Origin of the sequence: Weissella kandleri, from assembly GCF_045504165.1 — a bacterium.
GTDB classification, from domain to species: Bacteria; Bacillota; Bacilli; order Lactobacillales; family Lactobacillaceae; genus Weissella; species Weissella kandleri_A.
Map to the genome: position 1 here is coordinate 71,910 of NZ_JBJJNY010000001.1, position 26,595 is coordinate 98,504.

Consider the following 26,595-nt stretch of genomic DNA (forward strand, 5'->3'; position numbering starts at 1 on the left):
AGAAAGCTGGCAGAAATTTATGCAGTTGGAATTTTTAGGGACAGGCGCTGGGGCGCCGGCTCGTTATCGAAATGTGACGAGTATTGCGTTGCGTTTATTAGAAGAACTCAATGAAGTTTGGTTATTTGATGCTGGTGAAGGGACACAACAACAGATGTTACGTTCGACGATTCGGCCCCGCAAAATTTCCAAAATTTTTATTACTCACTTGCATGGTGATCATATCTTTGGCTTGCCCGGGTTATTGTCATCGCGCTCTTTTCAAGGTGGACAAGAACAATTAGATGTCTATGGTCCAGCGGGAATTAAGCGTTATGTTGAAACAAGTTTACGGGTTTCACAAACGCATTTAACCTATCCTTTGCGGTTTCATGAATTAAAGCCCGAGGGTGGATTAGTTTTTGAGCAAGACAAATTTAAAGTTGAAGCTTTACCATTAGACCACCGTATTTTATCTTTTGGGTATCGTGTCACTGAGGCCAATCATGAAGGTGAGTTGCAAGTGGATAAATTACAAGCCTTGCAAGTACCAGCCGGACCAATTTATGGACAGTTAAAACGGGGTGAAGACGTAACTTTAGCCGATGGGCGGACGATTTATGCGCATGATGTCGTCGGAGCGCCGAAGAAAGGACGCGTGGTGACGATTTTAGGTGATACGCGCAAAACACCTAATATTGACCAGTTGATTCAAGATGCTGATGTAGTGATACATGAGTCAACGTATGGTAAGGGCGAGGGAAAGTTAGCACGCGCTTATCATCACTCAACTAATATCCAAGCTGCGGAAGCGGCACAACGTAATCAAGTTGGGCGTTTGTTGTTGACACATATCTCGGCTCGTTATCCTGGACGTCAGGCGAATGAATTGGCCTATACGGCGCAACCAATTTTTGCCAATACTCGAGTGGTTCAAGATTTTGATGTTTATGAAATACCGATGGGGCCTCAGAATAATGGCGGACCGATTAAAATTCAAGCTGAGTTAGAAACCGAGGATGAAGAATGATTGATGCTAAATTTGATTGGCAGGCTTTAGCGTTACCTGAAAATGAAGCTGTCCAAATGATTCAAGAACAATTTGGTGCTACGAAATTGGTGGCTCAAATTTTAGTTCAACGGGGTTATCAGACGCCTGAAGCGGTCCAAGCTTTTTTGTATCCTGATCTTGAAAATTTGTATAATCCATTTTTGTTTAAAGACATGCAGACGGCCATTGATCGTATTTTTGCAGCGATTGATCAAGGTGAAAAAATTGTCGTGTATGGTGATTATGATGTTGATGGGATGACTGCGACAGCGATTATGACCTCCGCCTTAGAGATTATGGGGGCCGAGGTGGAAGCTTATGTTCCAAGTCGTTTTACCGATGGTTATGGACCTAATGCAGACACCTATGCGCACTTAGTTGACGCGGGGATGCAATTGTTAATTACTGTTGATAATGGAGTAAGCGGGAAGACCGCAATTGATACCTTGATGGCACAGGGAATTGATGTGATTGTGACCGATCACCATGAGTTGCCAGATGAGTTACCGAATGCGACTGCCATTATTCATCCCCGCTTGCCACAAGCGACGCCGTACCCATTTCCAGGGTTATCTGGCGCAGGGGTTGCTTTTAAAATGGCATCGGCTTTATTAGATGCCCCTGCTGATGAAATGCTGGATTTAGCCGCCTTAGGGACCATTGCAGACGTGATGGATTTAACTGGTGAAAATCGCGTGATTGTCCAACTTGGTTTGGCAAGCATTAATCAAAACCCACGTGTTGGACTGCAAGCTTTATTTGCTAATTTTCAGCAAACTGAAATTGATGCACAAACGGCCGGTTTTCAAATTGCTCCCCGATTAAATTCGATTGGGCGTTTAGCGGATGCTCAGATGGGTGTTCAATTGCTTTTAACTGAAGATGAGCATGAAGCACAAGAATTAGCACAAAAGACGGAGCAATTAAATCAAGAACGCAAAGCGTTAGTGGATGAGATTGCAACAGTGGCGCTTCAACAGGCTGAAACGCAATTTGCAAATGATTCAGTGTTGGTATTAACTGGGGCGAATTGGAATGAGGGGATTTTGGGGATTGTCGCTGCACATGTGATGCATGAGATTGGCAAACCGACCTTTGTTTTAACTGAGACTGAACATGGTTTTAAAGGCTCGGGTCGTTCTCTGGCTGGGTTTGATTTGTTTGCAACTTTGAATCCGCATCGCGATGAAATGGTGAGCTTTGGTGGGCATGCTTTAGCCGCAGGAATTACAGTGGCAAAAGATCAAGTATCAACCTTGAGAACTTGGTTGAATGATGCAGCAGTACAGCAAGCATATCAATCGCAACAAAAGCAGCCTTTAGAAATTACCGCACCAATTACGAGCCAAGATTTCCAAGCGGAAACGTATCAACAGCTTCAAATGTTAGGGCCTTTTGGTCAGGGCAATTCGGAGCCGGTCTTTGAATTAAAGTTAGACCAAGTGACAAATGTGAAAACGATGTCGGCTGGAAAACATCTTCGTTTTACCGGGATGGTACAGCAAACTAAGATTCCTATTTTAGCTTGGCAGGCGGGTGCACTTAACGTTGCTTTACAAAGTAGTTTTCAAACTTTGTCCGTTGCTGGAACGTTAGATAAGAATACTTATCAAGGTGCGACGAGTTATCAATTTTTGATGCAAGATTTAAAGAGTGAAGGGTTGTCGTTGATTGATGCGCGCACCACCCGTTTAACAACTCAAAATTTTCAAACACCGGCGACGTATCTTTTCTTTAATGCACAAATTATGGAAAAACTGCAAGGATATATTGGTTCTGATAGTCAGGTTATGTTTTGGGAAGATGCGTTTAATGAAATACAATTACCGATGACAGTTTTGGTGGATTTACCAGACAGCCTAGATGAATTGCATCAGTTATTAGCTTATGTACCAATGCAGGGGGTCAAGACGTTATTTTATACCAAGCATCTGGCTTATCTTCAAAAAGTACCTGAGCGTGCTGATTACGTTCAGTTATTTAAATTTTTGCAGAATAATCCCCGAATTAATTTAAAAGAACAGTTTAAAGCTATGGTTGCGTATCTAAAAATGGATGAATTATTGGTATCATTATTAATTAATATGTTTTTAGACGCAAAATTTGTTATAATGGAAGATGGTTTTTTAATTTCGGTTGACCATCCGGCAACCGCTGATTTAACTGAAACCGAAGTATATCAGAAATTTATGGCTAAGCGGATTGTCGAGCAAAAACTAATTTACAGTACTAAAAATGAACTTGAACAATTGATGAATACATTAGCTCAAAAAGATGAATAGGCGGTCTATAGGAGATAGATATGACAGTTGATTTACGTGATTACATCGAGTCGATTCCCGATTTTCCAGAACCAGGGGTGACTTTTCGTGATATAACACCTTTATTGGGTGATAGCGAAGCCTTAAAGACGGCAACGAATGCTTTGGTTGATTATGCTCGGCGTCAAGGTGCAACGGTAATCGTTGCGCCTGAATCACGCGGCTTTTTATTGGGGACGCCGATTGCGCTGGAATTAGGTGTGGGGTTTGTCCCAGCACGTAAGCCCGGTAAATTGCCGCGTAAAACGGTCTCTGAAAGTTATACGTTAGAGTATGGTTCAGCCACGCTTGAGATGAATGAAGATGCGATTAAACCTGGCGATAAGGTCTTAATTGTAGATGACTTGTTAGCGACAGGCGGAACCATCGCTGCGACAAATAAGCTAGTCGAACGGCTTGGTGGTGAAGTTGTTGGGCTAGGGTTCTTAATTGAATTGACTGAATTACAAGGTCGAGAAGTTTTAAAGGATTACGATATTTATGCCTTGATGGAATATGAAGGTGAGTAGATTTCTAAAAATTAATCGACATAATAAAGAGTTGGGCTTTAGCAACCCAACTCTTTTAATTTTTGATTTTTTCAAAGTTAATTAGTGGCTAATTAATAAATGGAAGTTCGAAAAATGCCGACCAGTCGACCAATAATATTCAGCTGGAAAGAAATTTCTGGAATAAATTGTTGGTTTTCAGGCTGGAATCGATATTGGGCGCGCTCACGGAAAAAACGACCAATTTTGATTTGTTGATGGGCGTTGAGGTAAGCGACAATCTCACCATTATCAGCATCATTTTGTTGGTGAATGTATAAGGTGTCGCCTTGAAAAATTCCGATGCCGTTCATTGATTGATCGGGCATATCCATCGCAAAAAGTTCACCTGCGTAGCGAGTTAAGCTATCTGGTAGGCTAGTCTGAATGGCGTTGTCAGGTTGAAAGTTAAGCCAAGCATCATTTTCAGTCAAATAAGGGATTGTTGCGCTTTTTTTTATGCCAATCATTTCACGCCCGGCGTTGGTAATTTCTAAAGCGCGTGGTTTGGTGGAGTCACGTTTAATATATTGTTTTGTTTCCAGGCGTTTAAGGTAGCCATGCACGGTAGCGGGCGAACTAAAGCCTAGGCCGTCGCCAATTTCTCGGACGGTGGGGGGGAAGCCGTTTTGTTGAATTTTTTCGTAAATGAAGCGTAAGACTTTTAATTGTTTAGTTTCATTGCGTGGCATATTGGAGTCCTCCCGTATTATGATTATATTTTAACGTATTGGAGAGGAAAATGGCACTTTCTCGCGTGGAATGTAAGAAAATGTTATAATATTGAAAGCATAATTAACATGAATTTAAAAAGATTAAATGATTCCATGGAGGGGCAAATAAATGAGTGAAAATGAACATATATTGGCCGTGCGTTCACGTATTAATGAATTAGCAGCAAAGGCCAAGACATCGGAAGGCTTAACTGAAGCAGAGAAGGCGGAACGGGCGGACTTGCGGCAAGAATTTTTAGCAAATTTCCGCGAGGGAATGCGTTCACAAATTGAAATGCTACAAGTGATTGATAAAAACGGAAAAGAGGTCACCCCTGAGAAAGTTAAACAAATTCAACGAGATAAAGGTCTGCGTGATGATTAAGTAAATTTAGAATTAGGCTGGTGTTTTTGCGTGATTTTAGATACAATTTAATACGAAATCAAAAATAGAGGATAGGGTTAACACATGAATACGTCAATTTGGATTGTTATTGTTGTTATTGCATTTATCGTGGGGATGGTCTTAGGTTTCTTTATGGCGCGTCGCTCAATGGAAACTTACTTAAAGAAGAATCCACCAATTTCGGAAGATATGATGCGTTCAATGATGACTTCAATGGGTCAAAAACCTTCACAAAAGAAGTTAAATCAATTAATGGCTCAAATGAAAAACCAACAAAATAACTAAGCTATAATAAAAAGCGCTAGTTTTTAGAACTGGCGCTTTTATTATTAAGTTTATGACGCACTAATTATTTTTGTGCTTTTTCTGGATTCTGATCAACATAATGCCAATTTGGATTAATTTGTTGGTCTAAATCATCAAACGTTTGTTTTAAGGTTTGGTCAAATAGAGGTGCTGATTCCGCGTCATTCTTGGGGAAGTCAGCTGGGTTGATTGGGTCACCATAGGCCAAGGTGACATTGTTGCGTTTAAAAAGCTCTTTGAATTTCAGCGGACCTTGGTAAACTAAGGGAACGATTGGCTTTTTAGCCATGCGAGCGATTAATAGGGCACCTTCTTTCATATCATTAGAATGGCGTGAACCAGATGGGAAAATTACCAGACTTAAGTTCGAATTTTTCAGACCTTTGACGGGAATCTTAATCGCAGAAGGACCAGGTTTAGCGCGATCAACTGGGAAACCATTGGCATGGCGCACAAACCAACCGATGAGTGGATTTTTAAAGACTTCTTTTTTAGCCATAAACATGTATTCATTAGGAATTCCCGCAACGGCAAAGAAGACCGGATCCCACCAAGTACGATGAGGACCGACTAAAACATAGTTGCCAGCTGGGAGCTTTTCGCGATTTAGGACGGTTACTCGTCCGTTAATTAACCAAATTAAACCTTGGACAACGCGAATCATAATTTTATAAAACATAATTCAACCTCTAATTTTCAATATTCATAGCTTGTATTATCCCACAAAAGGTAAGTGGTTGACAATTATTTCATGAGCGGGGAAAATTAAAATACTAATTATAAAGGATGGCAGGGTATGATTTCAGTGCAATTAAGACCGGATGAGCGGATTGATATGCTTTATCGAGATGAGGTACAAATTATACAAAGTCAACAAGTTTTTTCATTCTCTTTGGACGCAGTTTTGTTAGCCCATTTTGCAAATTTACGCAATGGCGGACGGGGTACGCTGGTCGATTTAGGAACGGGAAACGGTGCAATTCCATTGTTTATGGCACATAAAGTGACTGGTCAGATTATTGGGGTAGAAATTCAAGCCCGGTTGGCCGAGATGGCTCAGCGATCAGTAGCGATGAATGAACTAACCGAAAAGATTGAAATTATTAATAGTGATATGCGAAATATTTTCGATTATCTTAAGCCAGGATCGGTGGAGAATGTGGTCTCTAATCCCCCTTATTTTGAAGCGACAGAAAAGTCCCATAAAAATCCAAATCAATACTATGCCATCGCCCGGCATGAAATTAAGGCTGATTTGAATTTAGTTACCTATACCGCTAAAAAGTTGTTAAAATCAGGTGGTCATTTTTTCATGGTACATCGACCTGACCGTTTATTTGAAATTTTGGATGCTTTAAGAGCTAATAATTTGATTCCTAAGCGAATCCAATTTGTATATCCAAAAGTCGGGCGTGAAGCGAACGTTGTTTTAATTGAGGCCATTAAAAATGGACGATTAACTGGAGCGCAAGTTTTACCACCGATTATTACCCATAATGAGGATGACACTTATCGGGATGAGGTATGGGCGATTTATGAAGGTCGGTCGAATGGCTAAGCAATATTATATGTATGTAATTTTAACGGCCGATAATACATTTTATTGTGGTTTTACGGATGATGTGGCACGACGTTTTGCGACGCATGTAGCTAAAAAGGGTGCCAAATACACGCAGGTTGCTAAACATCATCCATTAACCTTACTGTATCAAGAGGCGTTTGCCGATAAGAGTACAGCCTTAAGGGCAGAGGCAGCTTTTAAAAAATTAACGCGCAAGCAAAAAGAAAAATATTTACGTGAACATGGAATCAAAGATTTTACACCTGTTGGGAAAGTATAGTTGACTTTTTAAGCAAAAGTGTGTAGTATTCTATATTGGTCTGTAGGCCATAAAATACTCACTAAGTCCAATAGTTGAACGGGTGCCAATCTTGGTCGTCGAACTACATGCGGGCTTAGGTGGAAAAACATTTTGGAGGAATTTTACTCATGGCAGTAATCTCAATGAAGCAATTGTTAGAAGCAGGGGTTCACTTTGGACACCAAACGCGTCGCTGGAACCCTAAGATGGGTGAATATATCTTTACTGAACGTAATGGTATTTACATCATCGACTTGCAAAAGACGGTTAAGTTGGTTGACCAAGCTTATAACTACATGCGTGATGCCGCTGCTGATGGTGCAGTAGTATTGTTTGTAGGAACTAAGAAGCAAGCGCAAGATGCCATTGCAGAAGAAGCTACACGTGCAAACATGTACTTCATTAATCATCGTTGGCTTGGTGGAACTTTGACGAACTGGAATACCATCCAAAAGCGGATTGCCCGTTTGAAGGAATTGAAAAGCTGGTCAGAGGACGGTACTTTTGACCGTTTGCCAAAGAAGGAAGTCGCTTTGTTAACTAAGCAACGCGAGAAGTTGGAAAAGTTCTTGGGTGGAATTGCTGATATGCCTCGGATTCCAGATGTTTTGTTTGTGGTTGATCCACATAAGGAACAATTGGCCGTGCAAGAAGCTAATAAGTTAAATATTCCAATCGTTGCCATGGTTGACACGAATGCTGATCCTGATCAAATTGATGTTAAGATTCCATCAAATGATGATGCAATCCGTGCCGTTCGTTTGATTACTTCTAAGATGGCTGATGCTATCATCGAAGGAAACCAAGGTGAAGATTCAGTAGCTGATGAAGCTGCTTTTTCAAAGGAAGATGGTAATGATAAGGCCGCTTCAATTGAAGAATTGACTGAATTAGTTGAAGGAAACAACAACTAAATCTAATTAAAGAGTTGGCGAGATAATCGTTTTGATGTTTCCATAATGGAACTGAGAAGGTATAACAAACGGATGCTAAGAGCATGCAGGCGTTTTGATTAATCGAACCACTCTTTTTTTATGCGACAAGAGCTAGTGATTATCATGAATTAAATTTAATGGTTGATATTATGCGCTTTTTGTTGAGCGATAGTATTAAAATTCATCAAAATCATGTATAATTAACTAGAAAAAATTAAAAAAATTAAAGGAGACCATGAATAATGGCAATTACAGCAGCACAAGTTAAAGAATTACGTGACAAGACCAATGTTGGAATGATGGACGCAAAGAAGGCCTTAGTTGAAACCGATGGTGATATGGATAAGGCAATTGATTTTTTGCGTGAAAAGGGAATGGCTAAGGCTGCTAAGAAGGCTGGAGCGATTGCCGCTGAAGGAATGACTTATGTCGCCGTTAAGGGGAACAAAGCTGCAATTATCGAATTGAATTCACAAACTGACTTTGTGGCCGGCAACAAAGAATTCAATGAACTTTTGCACGCTGTGGCTGAAACCATTGTTGATCAAAACCCAGCTTCAGTTGAAGCGGCTTTGGAGTTGCCAATGAACGGTGAGACAATGAATGAAGAAATCATTCACACAACGCAAATCACTGGAGAAAAGATTACACTACGGCGCTTTGTAGTTGTAACTGCGCAAGAAGGACAAGTTTTGGGTGCATACTCACACATGGGTGGTCGGATTTCTTCATTAGTACTTGTTGATGGAGCTTCCGAAGAAGTTGCTAAAGACGTTGCAATGCACGTTGCCGCTATTAACCCACAATATGTTTCACGCGAAGCAGTTCCTGCTGATGTTTTGAATCACGAAAAAGAAGTTCAATTATCTGCTGAAGATTTGAATGGTAAGCCTGATGCAATTAAAGAAAAGATCGTTGAAGGACGTTTGAACAAGTTCTTGGCCGATATTTCATTGGTTGACCAACCATTCGTTAAGGGTGATGGGGAAACTGTTGAACAATATGTCTCAGGTAAGAATGGAAAGGTTATTTCATTTGTTCGCTACGAAGTTGGTGAAGGAATCGAAAAAGCTGGAAATGATTTTGCCGCTGAAGTAGCAGCACAAATGAATAACTAATTGATAGGGGTGCGGAATATGACCGACGTTAAGTATAAGCGCGTGTTGCTTAAGCTATCTGGTGAAGCACTAGCGGGCGAAAAAGGTTACGGAATTGATCCGACAACTGTTAATAGTATTGCAGCTGAGATTAAAGAAGTTTATGAACTTGGTATTGAAATTGCAATCGTTGTTGGTGGTGGAAACCTTTGGCGTGGTGAAGCTGGTGCCCAACTAGGGATGGAACGAGCTCAAGCCGATTATGTAGGAATGCTTGGAACGGTAATGAACGCACTATCTTTGCAAGACGCCCTTGAAAATCAAGGTGTACCTACGCGAGTTCAAACCGCTATTGAAATGCGGCAAGTCGCTGAACCATATGTTCGGCGTAAGGCAGTTCGTCATCTTGAAAAAGGACGTGTCGTAATTTTTGGGGCTGGAACTGGTTCGCCTTATTTCTCAACAGATACTACCTCAGCCTTACGTGCTGCTGAAGTGAACGCGGATGCTATTTTGATGGGTAAGAATGGGGTTGATGGTGTTTATAATGACGACCCAAGAAAGAATCCTGATGCAGTTAAATACGAACAATTGACGCATATGGATGTTATTTCACAAGGTTTGAATATTATGGATTCAACCGCTTCAACTTTGTCAATGGATAATGATATTGACTTAGTAGTCTTTAATTTGAATAAGCATGGTAATATTAAGCGGGTTGTAATGGGTGAAAACATTGGAACAACCGTTGGGAGAAAGAAATAATGGCAAATGAACTTTTATCTAATACGGAAGATCGAATGAATAAAGCGGGTGAGGCTTTGCAAGTTCAACTTGCAAAAATTCGAGCCGGTGTGGCTAATCCGTCAATTTTGCGGGATGTAACCGCGGAATATTATGGAGCGCAAACACCTTTGAATCAAATCGCTTCGATTTCAGTGCCCGAAGCGCGGGTGTTATTAATTACTCCTTTTGATAAAACAGCTTTGAAGAATATTGAACAAGCAATTTTTGCTTCTGATTTAGGGTTAACTCCTTCAAACGATGGTTCAGTGATTCGATTGGTGATTCCTGCTTTGACTGAGGAATCACGAAAAGATTTAGCTAAGGAAGTTAAAGCCGAAGCTGAAAAAGCCAAGGTGGCGGTGCGTAATATTCGGCGTGACGCTTTAGATCATGCTAAGAAAGATGATTTATCCGAAGATGAATTGCGCAAACTCGAAAAAGATATTCAAGATTTAACGGATCGTGGAATTAAAAATATTGATCAAATTGCTAGCGATAAAGAAAAAGAATTGTTGACAATTTAATACTTGCAAATTTGGAAACTGCTACTGTATCATTGAGTAGCGGTTTTTTGTTATAAAAAAATCTTTTATGCTGATTCAGTAGTCTAGTGGTGCGCAGTGTATTTAAAAAGTGTGTAGACCAATTTAGACCAATTATAAATGTTTCTTCAAAATTTACTTGCATCTGGCTTAACAACATATATAATTGAATATACAGTTTAAAAATAAATAGGTAGACCAATTAAAAATAATGGAGTTTAATTAATATGTATTATTGCGGAATTGTTGGATACACAGGAATGACTAAACAATCAGCCCCAATCCTGTTGAAAGGGCTGGAAAAGCTTGAATATCGTGGTTATGATTCAGCCGGTGTGTTTGTCCCAAGTAAGGATGCTGATGCTGATGTGTTAGTTCGTGAAAAAGGACGAGTTGCTGATTTGGAAGCCCTTGTTGCCACAAAACGTGTTTCAGGAACGGCGGGAATTGCGCACACACGTTGGGCTACTCATGGAGTACCAGCTGTTAAAAATTCACATCCGCAATATTCAGCCGATGAGCGATTTTACTTGGTTCATAATGGAGTGATTGAAAACTTTAACGAACTCAAACAAACTTATCTATCAGACGTTGAGTTCCAATCAGAAACTGATACTGAAGTAGCAGTTCAATTAATCAGCAAGTTTGTGAATGAAGATAGCTTGAGCACGTTTGATGCGTTTAACAAAGCCTTAGCCTTGTTTGGCGATTCAGCTTATGGTTTCTTATTGATGGATGAGCAAGAGCCTGATCGGATGTATGTTGCTAAGCGGAAGTCACCCCTTTTGATTGGAGTGGGAAGTGATTTTAATGTCGTAACTTCTGACGCGGTGGCGATGTTAGACGAAACCCATGACTTTATCGAATTATTGGATGGTGAGGTCGCTATTGTTGATCCGACCCAAGTTCAATTGTTTAACGAACAGGGTGAAGCGGTTGAACGCGAACCATTCCATTTGGATATTGATGCTGCGGAAACTGATAAGGGAATTTATCCTTATTATATGCTAAAAGAAATTGATGAACAGCCAGTAGTGATGCGGCGCTTAATGGAACGTTATTTTGATACCAATGGTCAAGCCCTAGTTGGTAAGGCAATTTTGGATGAAATGCGTGCAGCTGACCAAATTTACATTATTGCGGCTGGAACTTCATACCATGCGGGATTAGCTGGCGCACGGATGTTTGAGCAATGGGCCCAAAAGCCAACCCAAGTTTATCTTTCATCAGAGTTTGCTTATGAACAACCTTTGTTGGCTAAGAAACCTTTCTTTATTTTCCTTAGTCAATCTGGTGAAACTGCTGATTCACGTGAAGTTTTGCAAAATATTAATCAAGCTGGATATCATTCTTTGACATTGACTAATGTGGAAAAGTCAACTTTGTGGCGTGAAGCAACATATGCTCTGCCTTTGTTGGCAGGACCTGAAATCGCCGTGGCCTCAACCAAAGCCTATGTAGCTCAAGTGACTTTGCAATCCATTTTAGCTTATGCTTTGGTTGATAGCAAAGTTGCTAATTTGGATTTGCAAGAGGAGCTTTCTGAAATTACGGTGGGTATTCAAGGTATCATTGATGATAAGGAAAATTTCCAAGTCGTGGCGGATGAACTTTTGGTTCCTGAAACCACCCACAGTGCTTTCTATATTGGACGAGGTGTTGATTCATCAGTGGCACTGGAAGCTGCTTTGAAGTTGAAAGAAATTTCATACGTACAAGCAGAAGGCTTTGCCGCTGGCGAATTAAAGCACGGAACTTTGGCCTTGATTGAAGAAGGGACGCCCGTGATGGCTTTGATTACACAACCAAAGACGGCCGGTTTGGTTCGGGGGAATCTTTCTGAGACTACTGCCCGTGGAGCGCGCGCCTTTACCATCGTAACCAAGGCCTTGGCGCAAGATGGCGACGGTTATGTTTTGCCTGATACTAATCCATTGTTGGCACCTTTGTTGGCAGTCATTCCGGCACAATTGTTGGCTTACTATACTTCATTAGACCGGGGCTTGGATGTTGATCGCCCTCGTAACTTGGCAAAATCAGTGACTGTGCAATAAACTAATTTTAACTACTTTAAGAATAAATGAGGCACCTGGGTGTGCCTTTTTTATTTTAGTTAAACAGTTAAATGGTTGAATTGAGGATTAGCGCGAAATGGGGACTAAAATTTGCCAACGCTACGGCATAATGCAAAAAAAGACAAGTATTGTCTTTCATAAATTTGTTGGGTAAGATAGTTAATAGCATCTGACCGAGGAATTGAAAATTTGGTTGGTGAAGATAAAAATTTAATGAAAGAAGGACAATCATGGTGATAATTACGGCGGGCATGATTGGGGTTGGAAAGACAACCTTGACGGATTTAATTGCAAAACACAAGGGGACACAAGCGTTTTTTGAACCAGTGGGCGAGAATCCCGTTTTACCGCTTTATTATGCTGATCCAAAGCAATATGGCTTTTTGCTACAAATTTATTTTTTGAATAAACGATTTGCGATGATCAAAAAGGCGTTAGCAGATGATAACAACGTTTTAGATCGTTCAATTTATGAAGATGCCTTGTTCACGCAAGAAAATCATAGTTCTGGAAACATTTCTGATGCTGAATTAGATGTTTATATGAAGTTATTAGATAATATGATGGGTGAACTAAAGGGCATGAAGAAAGGCCACCCGGACTTAATGGTCTTTGCGGATGCCGATTTTGATACGATTTTGTATCGGATTAAAAAACGCGGACGTGACTACGAGCAATTTGACGATAATGCTGAATTACGTGAGTATTACTTTAAGATGTGGAATGCTTATCAGAAATGGTATGAAGATTATGATGCATCCCCTAAAATGCGCGTTGATTTGCAAAAATATGACTTAGAAGATCCAAAAAGTCAACAAATTGTTTTGAAAATGATTGACGATCGGTTGGAAGAACTTGAATAGGTTAGCAAAATAACCCTAAACTATAAAAGCGTAGGCTGATAATTACGGCTTGCGCTTTTTGTTTAAAATTAAAATCAGTGGGCAGAGGTCAGGCGCACAACCCCTGAATTCCATGGTAAAATAAAAATATAATGATGAGAAGGGTGGAGTGAGATGGAGACAATTATTTTTGACGTGGATGGGACCCTCCTATCTACGGAACAGATGTATATTCAAGCATTAAGTGTTGCATTAGAACAGTTGGGTATCCAACGTTCAGCGGCTGATTTGCATCACACTTTTGGTTTGCCAGGACCGGCTGCTTTGGCTTATTTAGAAATTGATAATCCTAAAGAGGTAACGACCAAGTGGACGAGCCTTTTGGATGATTATCGTGATCAAATTTATATGTATAATGGCGTAGCACTGATGTTAGAACAGCTCGCTCACAAGCATCAATTAGGGATTGCCACGTCTAATAGCCCTGAAGAGTTTGCAGCGCATCATGACCGGTTTAAGATTGAACAGTATTTTAAAACATTTGTCTTTGCGGGGATGACGCCTAAGATGAAGCCAGCGGGAGATCCTGTGCTGTTGGCGATGCATAATTTAAAGGGGCAAGCTGATACAACAATTTACATTGGGGATACGATTCATGATTTGCAGGCGGCGCATAATGCAGGCGTTGCGTTTGGCTTAGCGGCGTGGGGCGTTGATGATATCACCCCATTTACAGAAGCAGAATATATTTTCCAAACTCCTGATGAATTAGTGGGAAAATTATAATAATAATAATGTGAAGAAGGTACGGTAATGGACACACGGCCAATTGGTTATCTTGATTCTGGTTTAGGTGGCTTGACGGCGGTACGGGCCGCTTTAGAGTTGTTACCAAATGAAGATGTAGTATATGTCGGTGATACGGCGCGGATGCCTTATGGACCGCGACCACAAGCGGAAGTTTTACAATTTACTCGCCAGATTATCAATTTTTTATTAAGTCAGCATGTAAAAGCAATTGTTATTGCATGTAATACAGCAACGGCAGCCGCTTTGCCACAGATGCAAGCTGAATTTGACATTCCTATTTTTGGCGTAATTAATGCGGGTGTGTCAGCGGCCGCTAAAATTACCCGCCAACAAAAGATTGGGGTTATTGCGACTGAGGGGACGGTTAAGTCCAACAGATATCGTGATGGGTTACAAAAAATTTTACCTACAGCAACAATTCATCAAATTGCGGCCCCGAAACTGGTACAGCTAGTTGAAAAAAATGTGACTGATCCCAAATATCAGAAGCAAGTTATTGCTGAACAATTAGCTGGTTTTAAAACTGAATCATTGGACACGCTTATCTTAGGGTGCACGCATTTTCCATTATTAGCCCCCCAGATTCAAGCGGTGATTGGACCGGACGTGCAATTAGTCGATTCAGGCGCAGCGACGGTTTTGGAGGTGCAAAAATTCTTAGATCAGGCGGAGATGCGACAATTCGAGCCACGTCTGGATGGTGTAAACATGCAATTTTACACTACCGGAGCGGTAGAAATCTTTGAACAAGCCGCCACACATTGGTTGAATCGGCAGCATTCACAGGTTAAGCATTTAGCTTTGATAGCTGATCAGTTACAATTAGGATAAGGAGCAAACGGATGGAAACATTAATTATTGCGACCCGCAATGTAGGGAAAGTTCAAGAAATTCAAGCTTTTTTAGCTCCTTTTGGAATTAAAGTTCAGTCATTATTAGATTATCCTGATGCGCCAGAAGTGCAAGAAACGGGGAAAACCTTGGAAGAGAACGCGGAACTCAAGGCCCAACAATTAAGTATGTATTTTAAAAAGCCGGTTTTAGCCGATGATTCCGGCTTAATGATTGATGCATTAGATGGTGCTCCCGGGGTTTATTCAGCGCGTTATGCCGGTGATCATGATGATGAGGCCAATAAAAAGAAGGTGTTGACTCAATTAGAGGGGGTCCCTGAAGTCCAGCGGACCGCTCATTTTGCGACGGTCATGGTTGGATGGAAGCCCACTGGTGAAAAGATTGTGGCGCATGGTCAAGTTGATGGAACCATTTTGTTACAAGAACGGGGAGAGAATGGTTTTGGCTATGATCCACTGTTTTATTATGTGCCATTGCAAAAAAGCTTTGCTGAATTGTCGATGAATGAAAAAAATAAAATTTCGCATCGTGGGCGCGCTTTAACTGATTTGTATGACCAATTTTTAACTTGGTGGGAGGCGTAAGATGGATTATTTAATTGTATCTGATACCCATGGTGATCGGGCGATTTTGGAACAGCTGGTTGCACATTATCAAGGTCTAGTGCGGGTGATGTTTTATAATGGTGATTCTGAGTTATCCGCTGATGATGAATTATTTAAAACGCTTTTACCAGTACGTGGTAATGTAGATTTTGATACGATGTTCCCCGATGATCGCACGTATCGCGACCAGGACATTGCCATTTATCAAACGCATGGACATTTATTTCATACCGAGGTGGGCATCAATTGGTTATTGACGCAGGTGGAACCAATGCAAGTTGATGTGGTGATCGTGGGACATACGCACCAATTAGAGGCTGAGATTTTGGAACAAAAACTTTTCATTAATCCGGGCTCAATTAGCTTGCCACGTGGTCCGTATGCTTATTTGAAAGGAACCTATGCAATCCTTTCAGTTACTCCAAAAGAATTAAAAGTACAATATTATACGCGTGACTTTAAGCCGGTTGAGGGCTTAGAGTTTACTTTTCAACGCGCAGATTTAGGAAAGTAGGATGAACATGGCATTTGAAAAAGCAGTCCAATTATTGGGCGACACAGTAACGTATCGATTTAATCCCAATTTAAAAAAGTACGCACTCAGTGATACAGGGTTTGTGCAAAATAATGCAGGGGCGTACGTGATGCAACGAGCGTTGGAGCCTAGTAAGGGGTTGAATCAATCAATCAAATTAAAAATTGTCATCAACGCAGATTTGACGGGGATGAAATTAAAGACGATTAATCCTTCTGGGAATGCAACGGTGAATATTTTTAAAAATTCAGAGCAAGCCGAATTAGTGGAATTATTGCGCTATTATTTAAATGAATTAGTAGAGCGAGATATATTAGAAGTAGTTGCTTAATCGCTTAAAAAGCCATATAAGAGGGCTTTTTTTAATTATAGTTCGTGATTTGACACGATAATATACAAATATGGTAGTTTTAGTTCCTTTTTTAAGTTATAATTGAATTATCAAAAATAGTTAAGAGGGTAAATGATGTTTGAGCGATATGTACGACCTGTGATGGGGCGGATTTGGTCATTGGAGCAACAATACCAATCATGGTTAGATGTAGAGTTAGCTGTAATGGAAGCGCTAGCGAAGGAGGGTGAACGTCATCCAGAGTTGGCCGATCAACGACCTACGCGGGTGGAAGTGGAGCGGGCCAAGCAAAATGCGCAATTTAATGTTGAGGCGATTGCTGAATTAGAAAAGGTGACCCATCATGATGTTGTTGCCTTTACACGGAATGTCTCCGAATCATTAGGGGCAGAGCGAAAATGGATTCATTATGGCTTAACAAGTACTGATGTGGTAGATACCGCGCAAGCCTTACGTTTACGAGCCGCTAATCAAGTAATTTTGGAAGATTTAACTAATTATCGGAAGCAATTGGAAAAAATGGTGCGGCAATATAAGTACACCGTTATGATTGGGCGTACCCATGGCGTGCAAGCGGAACCGACAACCTTTGGCCTAGTTTTGGCGCGCTATTACCAAGCAGCGGTTCGCAATATCGAGCGTTTTGAACGGGTCAGTCAGGCGATGGAAACGGGAAAGTTGTCAGGCTCAGTGGGAACTTTTGCTAATATTAGTCCGACAGTCGAAAGCGATGCGATGCAGATATTAAACTTGACGCCTCAACCGGTCGGCTCACAAGTCTTGCCGCGTGACTTGCATGCTGATTACATTAGTACAATTGCCTTAGTGGGAACGAGTTTGGAAGAGTTGGCGGTGGAAATCCGTGGGTTGCAACGTTCGGAAATTCATGAAGTGGAAGAAGGATTTGCGCCGGGACAAAAAGGCTCGTCATCAATGCCACATAAACGCAATCCCATTGGTTCGGAAAATATCAGCGGCTTATCGCGTATTTTACGTGGGTTAATGGTTCCCGCCTATGAGGATGTGCCATTGTGGCATGAGCGTGATATTTCGCATTCATCTGTTGAACGCATGATGCTTCCAGAGGCAACGGCAACGCTGGACTATATGCTGGTGCGGATGACGCGAATTTTGGAGCGGTTGCAGATTTTTCCTGAACGGATGCTCAAAAATATGGATCAGACCTTTGGCCTAATTTATTCTCAACGTGTGATGTATGCCCTAATGGATCAAGGAGAACTTTCACGTGAAGCGGCTTATGATTTAGTACAGCCACTAACGGCTAAAGCATGGGATGAGCAGCAACAATTTCGACCTTTGGTGGAGCAAAGTGCCGCCATTCGTGAGGTTTTGACGGAAGCTGACATTCAAGAAGCATTTGATTATCATTGGCATCTAAGAGAGGTTGATGCAGTTTATCAACGCTTGGGCCTCGCTTAAAATAGAATTCAATTAAGGCTTAAATTAAAACGAGACTTACGGTGTGGTTATTCATGCGTAAGCCTTTTTTTGTCCCATTTTTCGTTATATAATGAAAAGAACACTAATTGAGGAGTAAAGGAATGACAAAATTATATTTTGTACGACATGGTAAGACAGAATGGAATAATGAAGGACGGTTTCAAGGAGCGAAGGGAGATTCGCCATTATTACCGGAATCATATCAGCAAATTAAGAAGCTTGGTCAAAATTTACAAGCAATACAATTTGCCCGTGCCTTTACTTCACCGTTATTACGTGCTAAAACGACCGCTGAATTAACCTTGGCGCAATTGGAACATCCAGTTGAATTAACAGTTGATCCTGGTTTATTAGAGTTTCAATTAGGAATTTGGGAGGGTGAGACCTTTACGCACGTGCAAGCAACCCAAGCCGATCAGTATGATGCATGGCGGAATCATCCCGAACGATTTGATGCTAAACAGGTTCCCGGAGCGGAAACCTTTGCGGACGTGCAAAAGCGTTTTGTGCAAACGGTTCGGCATGCCGAAGCTACTTATGGTGGCGAAGACATTAACTTGATTTTCTTTGCGCATGGAATGTTATTGACAGTGGGAATTGAAACTTTATTGGGAAAGCCTTTAGATCAATTACGTGCGCGGGGCGGTTTAAGTAATACGTCTACTTCGATTTTAGAAACACATGATGGACACATTTTTAACGAAATTAAACATAATGATACGAGTTACTTAGGTATTATTAATGATCCTAGTAATACGATTTAATTTGGGAGGTAAACGATGGCCGATGATAAAGAACAAGCCACTCAAGCAAAAATTCATCAGTTAATTACTTTAATTGATCAAAATCCAAATGATTATGCGCCGTACGTAGATTTAATTAATTTATTAACGACATTAGAAAATTTACCGGAGGCTGAAGAGCTTGCTTTAAAAAGTTTGTCGTTATTTGTTGATCAACCAGCGGCCCTAGAGCAATTAAATTATGCGACAGGGAATGTTTATTATATGGCCGGAAAGTATGAACAAGCACAAGCTTTTTTTCAAAAAATTAATGATGCCAAATTGCAGCACGATGCTTTAATGATGCAAGCGCAAGCAGCATACAATCAGAAGAAATATCAACAGGCTCTGGCTTTCACCTTAACGGGAGTTGAACAACAGCCGGATGATTTAGCAGCCCAAATTTTATTGGGAAATCTTTGGTTAAGCTTAGGTGATTTGGACGCTGGTGGAAAGGCTTTTGCGGTCGCTTTAGAGTTAGATGCTGATAATTTTGATGCTAATTTTGGGCGAGGATTAGTTGCTTTGACCCAGGGTGAGTTAAATAACGCTTGGTTAAAACAGGCGCAGGCTTTAGATGCCGATAAGTATCAACAGCAAAGTGCCGTTTTAGATGAGTTAATGCGTGCGCAGCTAGGAAAAGATGATGCAGAATAATTTAAATGGTTTCGCTGGTGAAAATGATGTAGAACAACTGGTCGGGCAGGTGCAAAATGTTGTTTTTGCGGCCCAAGATAGCTTTTATAAAGTTTTAGCCGTGGAAATTAAAGAACATAGTTTTGAATTTGAAGCACCGGAGATTACCGTGACGGGTTCATTTGGCGACGTGCAATTAGGGAGTGTTTATCAATTTACAGGGACGCTTAAGACGCATCCCCGTTTTGGTGAACAATTTAACAGTCAACAGTACCAGCGGGTGTCAACGAATTCAACGCAAGGGGTGGTTCAATATTTATCAAGCGATGCGTTCCCAGGTATTGGTGAAAAGACTGCGCAAAAAATTGTGGATGCCCTGGGACAACAGGTTATTGATAAAATTTTAGATAATCCTGCCTTATTAAAAAATTTGAATCTGCCCAAAAAGCAGCAAGAAACGTTAATTCAGCAGTTACAGCAAACAGATGGTATGGAACGGGCTATTGTGGCACTAAATAATTATGGCTTTGGAGCTAAGTTGGCTAATGATATTTATCAGCATTTTGCGGAGGAGACATTGGACGTCTTAACACATGACCCATATCGCTTGTCCTTAGAAGTCGAAGGCGTCTCGTTTCAACGAATTGATCAATTAGCATTGCAGATGGAAATGGACGCTTTGGATGAACGCCGGATTCAAGCGGGCATCGTACATGCGTTAAATCAAGCGACCTTTGAAAATGGCGATACGTATCTAAGTTTGGAGCAGACGCGGCAAGTGACTGAGCGGGTGCTTATGCAAAATAGTGCCACTGCAATCCCTGATCAACAATTTAAACAGGCTTTGTTGGAATTAGTTGAGCAGGGCTTGATTGTAGCGGATGAGCAGCGCCTTTTCATTGCGGATGTTTACTATGCTGAAGTGCAAATTGCCCAAAAAATTGTGCAGTTAAATGCGCAAAAGGGCGGATTTACACGATCTGAAGCGCAGACTGCTTTAACCCAGGCAGAAAAGGAAAATCCTTTCCCTTATTCAGATGAGCAAAAAGAGGCTATGCTAGCAGCTTTAACTAATCAGTTGTTTATCCTCACAGGTGGACCAGGAACCGGGAAAACGACGATTATTAATGGTGTCGTGGCCGCATATAAAATTTTGTTACATAAGACGGGGATGCAAAGCGATCGAATTGATAAAAGTATCAAGTTGGCGGCTCCTACCGGTCGAGCGGCTAAACGTCTGGCAGAAGCCACGGAAATGGAAGCAAAGACCATTCATCGTCTGTTAGGTATATCAGGTTATGAACAGTTGGGCGACACTGAAATCGAGCCATTAAAAGGGCAATTGTTGATTATCGATGAGATGTCGATGGTCGATACGGAATTATTTAGTTTGTTGTTAGCTAGTACGCCAGCGCACATGCAATTAATTTTTGTGGGTGATAAAGACCAGTTACCTTCTGTAGGACCGGGGCGCGTATTTTATGATTTATTACAAAGTGGTGATTTAAATTTTCGTGAACTTGAGACCATTCATCGACAAGAAGCAGGTTCAACTATTATTGAGTTAGCTAGTGAGGTGAAGCAAGGCCGTCTACCCGCTGATTTTCAAACACGTCAATCGGATCGCTCCTTCTTTCCGGCTCGTATGCAACAAATTCCAAAAATGATGGAACAAATTTTAACGAGTTGGGTACGGCGGGGTCATTCAGTTAAAGATATGCAAATTTTAACACCGATGTACAGAACCGCGGCGGGTGTGCATCAGATGAATTCGCTTGCGCAATCAATCTTTAATCCAGCTGATTCTAAGCGGCATGAATTACCAGGACAGGAAGGTGATTTCAAATTTACCTTCCGTGTCGGCGATAAAGTGATGCAAAAAACGAATGATCCGGACAATGACGTATATAATGGAGATATCGGGTATATTAAAACCATTATGTATGCTCGTGATGCCGGCAATGAAATTAAAAAAGATTATATTGAAGTTGAATTTGATGAAGCAGATGTTTTATATCAACGCGCGGATTTGATTAATTTAACTTTGGCCTATGCCACGACGATTCATAAAGCACAAGGTGGCGAATATTCATTGGTAGTTATACCTTTAGTGCAACAGTTCAATCGGATGTTACGCCGGAACTTATTGTATACCGGTTTAACGCGAGCCAAGGATTCATTGGTCCTATTGGGTGAATCGCAAGCCTACGAAGCAGCTGCTGTGACACCGGGTGCAAAACGGCATACAATGTTACAAACTCGTTTATCCTCCGCCATGGATGGCATTTTACCTAAATTGCCCGATGGACAGGTTCAAATGATAGCTGATGAAAAAAAGGCAGTTTCAAACGAGCCCAAGAAAACATTGGTTTCAGAAATGGTTGAACCTGAACCAGAATTAACTAGTTTTGCAACGGTGATGACTGAGCCTCAAACCGAGCCTGAGGTCTTACCAACCGGCAGCTTGACGCTGCAGATGATTCAAGCAGAGCAAATTCCTTATAATGTGGGGATGGAAGGAGTCACACCTTATGACTTTCTTGAAAAAAATTAAAAGGCAATCAATCTTTGGGTTCAGTGGTGCCCTGATTTCAGGTTTATTATTGTTTCCACGTAAGATTAGTGGTGAAAGGAGGCAAGACTAATGCAATTACAAACATTACCAGAGGCATTTAAACATGCGCAACCGATTTTAGAGACGCTTGAAGCAGGGGGATATGAAGCTTATTTTGTAGGTGGATCAGTGCGGGATACCGTGTTGGGACGTGTACCACATGATGTGGATATTGCAACATCTGCATATCCTGAGGAAGTGAAGCAGCTATTTAGAAAAACTGTTGATACGGGAATTGAGCACGGAACGGTGATGGTCTTAGACCACGGGGAAGGCTATGAAATTACGACTTTTCGGACTGAATCAGGCTATACAGATTATCGTCGCCCTGATAAGGTCCAATTTGTGCGAAATCTGAGCGAGGATTTAAAGCGACGCGATTTTACGATTAATGCGTTAGCTTTAAAAGCGGATGGAACCGTGATTGATATATTTGATGGTTTAACTGATTTAAAACAGCATATTTTACGTGCGGTGGGTGATCCATCAGAGCGCTTTAATGAAGATGCTTTGCGGATGATGCGAGCCGTACGTTTTGCGGCACAATTGAATTTTGGAATTGATTCGCAAACCAAACAGGCGATTGTGAAAAATAGGCATTTGTTAGCCAAAATTTCAGTTGAGCGTTTAAATGATGAAATGACTAAGTTATTACAAGCACCTAATGCGCAATTGGGCTTGTTGATGATTATTATGCTAGAAATCAATCAATATTTACCAGGGTTAAATCAAAAAGATATTGATTTATGGGGCTATACTGAGCAACTGGCAGTGCGCCAGCCACAAACAGCGACACAAGCTTGGACGTTAATGGCTTTTGAGCTAGGCTTGACGGCAGCGGATACCGGCGAATTTTTACGACTCTGGAAACATAGTAATGAACTAATTCAAACGGCGCAAGCGGCCGTACGAATCTTGAACCTTGCGCGGATTGATGCGCCAACTGATTGGGATTTGTACCAAGCGGGCCCTGCTGTAGCGACCGCTCAGGTTGTGGGCGAAATTAGTGAGATGCCTATGACGGGGAGCGATTGGATTAAGCGGTATGAGCGCTTGCCGATTCATAAACGTCAAGAGTTGGCAATTAACGGTCAAACGTTGATGCAAGAATTAAAGATGTCAGCTGGACCAAAATTAGGGCAGATTTTGTTGAAATTGGAACAAGCCGTGGTGGCAAATCAAGTCGCCAATACTAAGGAAACATTACTGACTCAAGCCGTTAAACTTGACGCTAGCCCCCAGGATTGATAAGATAAATTCCTTACCTTTGGTAAATAAACAATTGAACTAATAATTAAATTGGAATAGACGGGGGATTCTATGCAAAGACGATTAACTAAGCAAAAATGGTTCCGCGGGTTTGCAATGATGATAGCCTTAGAATTAGTAGCACTAGCAATTAATTTTTTCTATGCGCCGATTAACGTCGCTGCCGGAGGAGCCACTGGAATCGCAATTTTATTATCAGCAGCTTTTGGGATTAATCGTTCATTGACGGTTTTAGGTGTCAATTTATTGATGATTGGCTTATCAATGCTGTTTTTAAACCGGCAAATGGTGCAAAAAATTATTGTGGGTAGTTTCTTACTCCCCCTTTTAATGTATATCACACCTAGTTATCAGGTCGTCGATGATGCCGTCTTGGCTGTAATCATTGGGGGAACAGTATTTGCAACGGGAGTAGCTATTCTTTATCGATTAGAAGCTTCGGCCGGTGGGACAACGGTGCCGCCGATGATTTTGAAAAAGTATTTTGGGATTAATTCAGCCTTGTCGTTATTACTGGTTGATATGATAATTACAGCGTTTAATTTATTAGTTTCAGGGACCAATGCGTTCTTCTTAGCGGCTTTTTCATTGGTCATCACCTCAATTGTGATGCGTTACATTGAAACAGGCTTTGATTTGAAGCGACAGGTTCAAATTATGAGTAACGATGCATTGGATGAGATTCAAGCGATGTTAGCGACCGAAAAATTAAGTTGGACTACCTATGAAGCACGTGGGGGTTATACAAATGAGGGGCGTGAAATGGTGATGGTCATGCTTGATCGTAGTGACTACGCGCATCTATTGCGGCAAGTCCATGACATTGACCCAGATGCCTTTATTATTACAACCAATGTCACAGAGGTGCATGGTGGGCGCCTAGGATATTAAGCATAATAAAAGGAAGTAAGAAGAGATGGTAGATGATACGCAATTACAGCAATTTATAACCGCTGGATCAATTGATGTGAGCGTGTTATTATTGCAAAAATATCGATTGTTAGGTATGACGGTTGATGAATTAGTGGTCTTTTTAGAGGTTAAAGCCATGCTCGATCGCGGATACCAAGAGCCGAGCACGGAAAAGATTGCAGATTATATGGGGATGAAGCCAACAGAAGTTTTTGGGCGCTTGGAATCTATGCGGGCCAAAGGTTTAGTGATTTTTGAAACTCATCGGGATGATGATAAAAAATTGACAACCACTTTGAACTTTCAAGCCCTTTATCAAAAATTAATTCAACTACCACGCCCTGATACGCAAAGAACCGTTGATCGGATAGCGCAACCTGTGCAAGCACCAACCATGACGGGACAAAACGTGGTGGGGGATGAACCATCACGTGCTGATATTTTCACCATGCTAGAACAAGAATTTGGACGGCAATTATCGCCGTTGGAGTTAGAGACGGTTAGTAATTGGTTTGATGTAGATCATTTTTTGCCAGTTTTAATGCGTGCAGCAATCAAAGAAGCGGTGGCTAATCAGGCGTTGAATTTACGGTATATTGAGTCGATTCTAGTGAACTGGACGCGTTTAAATTATCGTTCAGAAGAAGACGTTATTATGAATAGCAAACGCCGAAAACAGTATCAAAAGCAAAACAATCAAAACCAGTTACCTAAACAACAAGTACCGTTGAATGTGGATTTATTACATTTAGGCCAGTAAATTAGGAGTGATGATTTTGACTAATACAACAAATACAGATGAAGTAAAAAAAGTAAAACGGTCAAGACGGAAAGCAGGAATTCCCAATCCAATTTCTGAAACGATGGATGCCGTGAATAATTTAAGTGATGTGATGATTGATAGTCGTTTAGCTGGTGATTTTCGAAGTTTTTTGACGAGTGACAAAGTGATGGGGTTTGCCGTCGGTGTCGTTGTTGGGAATGCTTTCTCAGATTTTGTAAAAACGTTTGTGGATTTGAGTTCAGGAATTGTTCAGTTTATCTATGTCTGGTTAGTAAAAGGTATCGTGAATGGGGCGGTGATTCCATGGGCAAACTTTATTAAATCATTTTTTACGATGATTTTGATTGCAGCTTCAGTTTTTGCATTAGTGAAGCTACTTAATTTGATGTTGGTGCGCAACCCCAAGGAACGTTTTGGTTATAATGCTAGCTTGGCTGAAACAATCGAAGTTAGAAAAGAGCAGCAAGAAACGAATAAGCTTTTACGGGAATTAATTGAACTGAATAAAAGTCAGCAAAATGATGCGAAAATGTTATAATTGGTAGGAAAGAAAAGGGGTAAAAGCCATGAAAAAAGTAGATAAATTAGTTAAGAAACATGCTACCCGGATGGCAAAAGAGATGGATCTTCAGTTAAAGCGTGGACAAATTCACGTGGAATTGATGGATTCAAAAGCATTAGATGAATTTTTGGAAGGCCTCCACTAAAAGCGATTGCTGGTGAACGGCATGAATTTTGATAAAAAATTAGTCTGGAATTATACACTTAAATATAGTTAGGAGGCAAAGCTGATGGAGCTGGAGCGCATTGATGATGATACTATTCGCGTATTTATCACGAATAATGATTTAAAAGAGCGTAATATTACCTTAATGGAATTGATGAGCGATCAAGGTGAGGTTGAAAAATTATTCTATAGTATCTTGGCAGAAGCCAATATTGAAGAAGAATTTGAGCAAAACGAAGCTGTTTCGTTTCAGGTGATGCCTAATAAGGACGGGTTAGAAGTTTTCATTATGAAAAATGTGACTGAAGATCAAATTCCTAAAGAATTATTACGAAAAATGATGGAGAGCCGGCGCGGGGCGGAGTTAAAAGACAAGGTACCAGAAGAAGTGTTGAATAAACTATTGGAGACGGACGGAGATAAAGCTCAGACCGCAAACGACCGTTTAGATCAGCATCGTGACTTGGCTCAAGACGCTGACGAGCCGACTAAGACCTTGACAGCTAAGTTCGATGACTTTGAAGCCCTAGTCCAATTAGCACAATCTACACAAATCACGGGGGCTAATCGCTTAGTTGAATATAATCAGGCTTATTACCTCGAATTGAATGTCCCACAAAGTAATTCTGAACAACGGATGAAGAATTTAAAGGCACTGTTGCGCGAATATGGAGAAGTTACGCCAGTTGATATTTCGATTGCTGCTGAACACGGACAAATCATTTTTGAACAAGATGCGTTAGAACAAGTTCAGGCTATTTTTAGCTAAAATAGTCTCGAATTTAGATATGGTCGGTGGCTGCCGACCTTT

Annotated in this window: 30 protein-coding genes; 28 read left to right on the top strand and 2 right to left on the bottom strand. The window is 41.0% G+C overall.

The window, feature by feature from the left end:
• The first annotated feature begins 19 nt into the window (after positions 1-19).
• From rnz to ACJQWY_RS00360, 3 genes are read left to right on the top strand one after another with little or no spacing between them, the layout of a single operon-like run.
• Entirely contained in the window at positions 20-1,009 is a 990-nt protein-coding gene (rnz, locus tag ACJQWY_RS00350; RefSeq protein WP_407075769.1) for a ribonuclease Z, read from the top strand.
• Positions 1,006-3,312, top strand: a complete 2,307-nt coding sequence (recJ, locus tag ACJQWY_RS00355; protein ID WP_407075770.1) for a single-stranded-DNA-specific exonuclease RecJ — start codon at positions 1,006-1,008, stop codon at positions 3,310-3,312. Before rnz ends, recJ begins: the two co-directional genes overlap by 4 nt.
• Positions 3,313-3,332: 20 nt before the next feature.
• On the top strand, positions 3,333-3,860 hold the full coding sequence (locus ACJQWY_RS00360; RefSeq protein WP_407075771.1) for an adenine phosphoribosyltransferase: 528 nt from the start codon (positions 3,333-3,335) through the stop codon (positions 3,858-3,860).
• Between the two features lie 92 nt (positions 3,861-3,952).
• On the opposite strand, the gene lexA is transcribed toward ACJQWY_RS00360, so the two are convergent.
• Positions 3,953-4,570, bottom strand: a complete 618-nt coding sequence (lexA, locus tag ACJQWY_RS00365; RefSeq protein ID WP_407075772.1) for a transcriptional repressor LexA — start codon at positions 4,568-4,570, stop codon at positions 3,953-3,955.
• Positions 4,571-4,721: 151 nt separating this feature from the next.
• On the opposite strand from lexA, the gene ACJQWY_RS00370 reads away from it, so the two are divergent.
• Complete coding sequence (locus ACJQWY_RS00370; RefSeq protein ID WP_407075773.1) at positions 4,722-4,976, top strand: DUF896 domain-containing protein; 255 nt, start codon at positions 4,722-4,724, stop codon at positions 4,974-4,976.
• 84 nt (positions 4,977-5,060) lie between these two features.
• A complete protein-coding gene (locus ACJQWY_RS00375; protein ID WP_407075774.1) occupies positions 5,061-5,282 on the top strand; it encodes a YneF family protein in 222 nt (73 codons plus the stop codon).
• A gap of 64 nt (positions 5,283-5,346) precedes the next feature.
• Here the strand turns inward: ACJQWY_RS00375 and ACJQWY_RS00380 are convergent, their stop codons facing one another.
• Positions 5,347-5,982, bottom strand: coding sequence for a lysophospholipid acyltransferase family protein (locus ACJQWY_RS00380; protein ID WP_407075775.1), 636 nt, complete (start codon positions 5,980-5,982; stop codon positions 5,347-5,349).
• A gap of 117 nt (positions 5,983-6,099) precedes the next feature.
• On the opposite strand from ACJQWY_RS00380, the gene ACJQWY_RS00385 reads away from it, so the two are divergent.
• From ACJQWY_RS00385 to ACJQWY_RS00495, 23 genes are all read left to right on the top strand, one after another.
• Positions 6,100-6,861, top strand: coding sequence for a tRNA1(Val) (adenine(37)-N6)-methyltransferase (locus ACJQWY_RS00385; RefSeq protein WP_407075776.1), 762 nt, complete (start codon positions 6,100-6,102; stop codon positions 6,859-6,861).
• Complete coding sequence (locus ACJQWY_RS00390; RefSeq protein ID WP_407075777.1) at positions 6,854-7,144, top strand: GIY-YIG nuclease family protein; 291 nt, start codon at positions 6,854-6,856, stop codon at positions 7,142-7,144. The genes ACJQWY_RS00385 and ACJQWY_RS00390 overlap by 8 nt, the downstream gene beginning before the upstream one ends.
• Positions 7,145-7,293: 149 nt before the next feature.
• Positions 7,294-8,079: a 30S ribosomal protein S2 gene (gene rpsB / locus ACJQWY_RS00395; protein ID WP_407075778.1), complete on the top strand. Its 786-nt coding sequence runs from the start codon at positions 7,294-7,296 to the stop codon at positions 8,077-8,079.
• 263 nt (positions 8,080-8,342) lie between these two features.
• Positions 8,343-9,218: a translation elongation factor Ts gene (gene tsf / locus ACJQWY_RS00400; protein ID WP_407075779.1), complete on the top strand. Its 876-nt coding sequence runs from the start codon at positions 8,343-8,345 to the stop codon at positions 9,216-9,218.
• 18 nt (positions 9,219-9,236) lie between these two features.
• Positions 9,237-9,962 (top strand): UMP kinase, encoded by a 726-nt coding sequence (gene pyrH, locus ACJQWY_RS00405; RefSeq protein WP_407075780.1) that lies wholly within the window; start codon positions 9,237-9,239, stop codon positions 9,960-9,962.
• Positions 9,962-10,507 carry a ribosome recycling factor gene (gene frr / locus ACJQWY_RS00410; protein WP_407075781.1) on the top strand — a complete coding sequence of 182 codons (546 nt, stop codon included), beginning with the start codon at positions 9,962-9,964 and terminating at the stop codon, positions 10,505-10,507. The genes pyrH and frr overlap by 1 nt, the downstream gene beginning before the upstream one ends.
• A 245-nt stretch (positions 10,508-10,752) precedes the next feature.
• Positions 10,753-12,579, top strand: a complete 1,827-nt coding sequence (gene glmS, locus ACJQWY_RS00415; protein WP_407075782.1) for a glutamine--fructose-6-phosphate transaminase (isomerizing) — start codon at positions 10,753-10,755, stop codon at positions 12,577-12,579.
• A 251-nt stretch (positions 12,580-12,830) separates the two neighbouring features.
• The gene (locus ACJQWY_RS00420; RefSeq protein WP_407075783.1) at positions 12,831-13,463 is read left to right on the top strand and encodes a deoxynucleoside kinase; all 633 of its coding nucleotides are present in this window, start codon (positions 12,831-12,833) and stop codon (positions 13,461-13,463) included.
• A gap of 153 nt (positions 13,464-13,616) precedes the next feature.
• A complete protein-coding gene (locus ACJQWY_RS00425; protein ID WP_407075784.1) occupies positions 13,617-14,228 on the top strand; it encodes an HAD family hydrolase in 612 nt (203 codons plus the stop codon).
• A gap of 27 nt (positions 14,229-14,255) precedes the next feature.
• Entirely contained in the window at positions 14,256-15,083 is an 828-nt protein-coding gene (murI, locus tag ACJQWY_RS00430) for a glutamate racemase (protein WP_407075785.1), read from the top strand.
• 11 nt (positions 15,084-15,094) lie between these two features.
• Positions 15,095-15,691, top strand: coding sequence for an XTP/dITP diphosphatase (locus tag ACJQWY_RS00435; protein ID WP_407075786.1), 597 nt, complete (start codon positions 15,095-15,097; stop codon positions 15,689-15,691).
• A 1-nt stretch (position 15,692) separates the two neighbouring features.
• Positions 15,693-16,226, top strand: a complete 534-nt coding sequence (locus ACJQWY_RS00440) for a YfcE family phosphodiesterase (RefSeq protein ID WP_407075787.1) — start codon at positions 15,693-15,695, stop codon at positions 16,224-16,226.
• A gap of 7 nt (positions 16,227-16,233) precedes the next feature.
• Positions 16,234-16,578, top strand: coding sequence for a DUF1831 domain-containing protein (locus ACJQWY_RS00445; protein WP_407075788.1), 345 nt, complete (start codon positions 16,234-16,236; stop codon positions 16,576-16,578).
• 135 nt (positions 16,579-16,713) lie between these two features.
• On the top strand, positions 16,714-18,039 hold the full coding sequence (purB, locus tag ACJQWY_RS00450) for an adenylosuccinate lyase (protein WP_407075916.1): 1,326 nt from the start codon (positions 16,714-16,716) through the stop codon (positions 18,037-18,039).
• Positions 18,040-18,161: 122 nt separating this feature from the next.
• Positions 18,162-18,824, top strand: a complete 663-nt coding sequence (locus ACJQWY_RS00455) for a histidine phosphatase family protein (RefSeq protein ID WP_407075789.1) — start codon at positions 18,162-18,164, stop codon at positions 18,822-18,824.
• Between the two features lie 15 nt (positions 18,825-18,839).
• Positions 18,840-19,499: a tetratricopeptide repeat protein gene (locus tag ACJQWY_RS00460; RefSeq protein WP_407075790.1), complete on the top strand. Its 660-nt coding sequence runs from the start codon at positions 18,840-18,842 to the stop codon at positions 19,497-19,499.
• Positions 19,489-22,032: an SF1B family DNA helicase RecD2 gene (recD2, locus tag ACJQWY_RS00465; RefSeq protein WP_407075791.1), complete on the top strand. Its 2,544-nt coding sequence runs from the start codon at positions 19,489-19,491 to the stop codon at positions 22,030-22,032. The genes ACJQWY_RS00460 and recD2 overlap by 11 nt, the downstream gene beginning before the upstream one ends.
• A 90-nt stretch (positions 22,033-22,122) precedes the next feature.
• Positions 22,123-23,340 carry a CCA tRNA nucleotidyltransferase gene (locus ACJQWY_RS00470; RefSeq protein ID WP_407075792.1) on the top strand — a complete coding sequence of 406 codons (1,218 nt, stop codon included), beginning with the start codon at positions 22,123-22,125 and terminating at the stop codon, positions 23,338-23,340.
• 72 nt (positions 23,341-23,412) lie between these two features.
• Complete coding sequence (locus ACJQWY_RS00475) at positions 23,413-24,252, top strand: YitT family protein (protein WP_407075793.1); 840 nt, start codon at positions 23,413-23,415, stop codon at positions 24,250-24,252.
• Between the two features lie 25 nt (positions 24,253-24,277).
• On the top strand, positions 24,278-25,033 hold the full coding sequence (locus ACJQWY_RS00480) for a DnaD domain-containing protein (RefSeq protein ID WP_407075794.1): 756 nt from the start codon (positions 24,278-24,280) through the stop codon (positions 25,031-25,033).
• Positions 25,034-25,049: 16 nt separating this feature from the next.
• On the top strand, positions 25,050-25,595 hold the full coding sequence (locus ACJQWY_RS00485; RefSeq protein WP_407075795.1) for an MscL family protein: 546 nt from the start codon (positions 25,050-25,052) through the stop codon (positions 25,593-25,595).
• A 28-nt stretch (positions 25,596-25,623) separates the two neighbouring features.
• The gene (locus ACJQWY_RS00490) at positions 25,624-25,764 is read left to right on the top strand and encodes a hypothetical protein (protein ID WP_407075796.1); all 141 of its coding nucleotides are present in this window, start codon (positions 25,624-25,626) and stop codon (positions 25,762-25,764) included.
• Between the two features lie 84 nt (positions 25,765-25,848).
• Entirely contained in the window at positions 25,849-26,553 is a 705-nt protein-coding gene (locus ACJQWY_RS00495; RefSeq protein WP_407075797.1) for an adaptor protein MecA, read from the top strand.
• Positions 26,554-26,595 lie beyond the last annotated feature (42 nt).

Bases quoted from the DNA above. Each gene is read 5' to 3' on its own strand.
- ACJQWY_RS00380 (WP_407075775.1), bottom strand. From the start codon at position 5,982: ATGTTTTATAAAATTATGATTCGCGTTGTCCAAGGTTTAATTTGGTTA.
- ACJQWY_RS00480 (WP_407075794.1), top strand. From the start codon at position 24,278: ATGGTAGATGATACGCAATTACAGCAATTTATAACCGCTGGATCAATT.
- frr (WP_407075781.1), top strand. From the start codon at position 9,962: ATGGCAAATGAACTTTTATCTAATACGGAAGATCGAATGAATAAAGCG.
- rnz (WP_407075769.1), top strand. From the start codon at position 20: ATGCAGTTGGAATTTTTAGGGACAGGCGCTGGGGCGCCGGCTCGTTAT.
- ACJQWY_RS00445 (WP_407075788.1), top strand. From the start codon at position 16,234: ATGGCATTTGAAAAAGCAGTCCAATTATTGGGCGACACAGTAACGTAT.
- ACJQWY_RS00390 (WP_407075777.1), top strand. From the start codon at position 6,854: ATGGCTAAGCAATATTATATGTATGTAATTTTAACGGCCGATAATACA.
- ACJQWY_RS00435 (WP_407075786.1), top strand. From the start codon at position 15,095: ATGGAAACATTAATTATTGCGACCCGCAATGTAGGGAAAGTTCAAGAA.
- ACJQWY_RS00495 (WP_407075797.1), top strand. From the start codon at position 25,849: ATGGAGCTGGAGCGCATTGATGATGATACTATTCGCGTATTTATCACG.
- ACJQWY_RS00475 (WP_407075793.1), top strand. From the start codon at position 23,413: ATGCAAAGACGATTAACTAAGCAAAAATGGTTCCGCGGGTTTGCAATG.
- ACJQWY_RS00385 (WP_407075776.1), top strand. From the start codon at position 6,100: ATGATTTCAGTGCAATTAAGACCGGATGAGCGGATTGATATGCTTTAT.
- ACJQWY_RS00360 (WP_407075771.1), top strand. From the start codon at position 3,333: ATGACAGTTGATTTACGTGATTACATCGAGTCGATTCCCGATTTTCCA.
- lexA (WP_407075772.1), bottom strand. From the start codon at position 4,570: ATGCCACGCAATGAAACTAAACAATTAAAAGTCTTACGCTTCATTTAC.
- ACJQWY_RS00455 (WP_407075789.1), top strand. From the start codon at position 18,162: ATGACAAAATTATATTTTGTACGACATGGTAAGACAGAATGGAATAAT.
- recJ (WP_407075770.1), top strand. From the start codon at position 1,006: ATGATTGATGCTAAATTTGATTGGCAGGCTTTAGCGTTACCTGAAAAT.
- ACJQWY_RS00490 (WP_407075796.1), top strand. From the start codon at position 25,624: ATGAAAAAAGTAGATAAATTAGTTAAGAAACATGCTACCCGGATGGCA.
- rpsB (WP_407075778.1), top strand. From the start codon at position 7,294: ATGGCAGTAATCTCAATGAAGCAATTGTTAGAAGCAGGGGTTCACTTT.
- ACJQWY_RS00460 (WP_407075790.1), top strand. From the start codon at position 18,840: ATGGCCGATGATAAAGAACAAGCCACTCAAGCAAAAATTCATCAGTTA.
- ACJQWY_RS00375 (WP_407075774.1), top strand. From the start codon at position 5,061: ATGAATACGTCAATTTGGATTGTTATTGTTGTTATTGCATTTATCGTG.
- ACJQWY_RS00370 (WP_407075773.1), top strand. From the start codon at position 4,722: ATGAGTGAAAATGAACATATATTGGCCGTGCGTTCACGTATTAATGAA.
- tsf (WP_407075779.1), top strand. From the start codon at position 8,343: ATGGCAATTACAGCAGCACAAGTTAAAGAATTACGTGACAAGACCAAT.
- ACJQWY_RS00425 (WP_407075784.1), top strand. From the start codon at position 13,617: ATGGAGACAATTATTTTTGACGTGGATGGGACCCTCCTATCTACGGAA.
- ACJQWY_RS00440 (WP_407075787.1), top strand. From the start codon at position 15,693: ATGGATTATTTAATTGTATCTGATACCCATGGTGATCGGGCGATTTTG.
- purB (WP_407075916.1), top strand. From the start codon at position 16,714: ATGTTTGAGCGATATGTACGACCTGTGATGGGGCGGATTTGGTCATTG.
- glmS (WP_407075782.1), top strand. From the start codon at position 10,753: ATGTATTATTGCGGAATTGTTGGATACACAGGAATGACTAAACAATCA.
- pyrH (WP_407075780.1), top strand. From the start codon at position 9,237: ATGACCGACGTTAAGTATAAGCGCGTGTTGCTTAAGCTATCTGGTGAA.
- recD2 (WP_407075791.1), top strand. From the start codon at position 19,489: ATGCAGAATAATTTAAATGGTTTCGCTGGTGAAAATGATGTAGAACAA.
- ACJQWY_RS00470 (WP_407075792.1), top strand. From the start codon at position 22,123: ATGCAATTACAAACATTACCAGAGGCATTTAAACATGCGCAACCGATT.
- murI (WP_407075785.1), top strand. From the start codon at position 14,256: ATGGACACACGGCCAATTGGTTATCTTGATTCTGGTTTAGGTGGCTTG.
- ACJQWY_RS00420 (WP_407075783.1), top strand. From the start codon at position 12,831: ATGGTGATAATTACGGCGGGCATGATTGGGGTTGGAAAGACAACCTTG.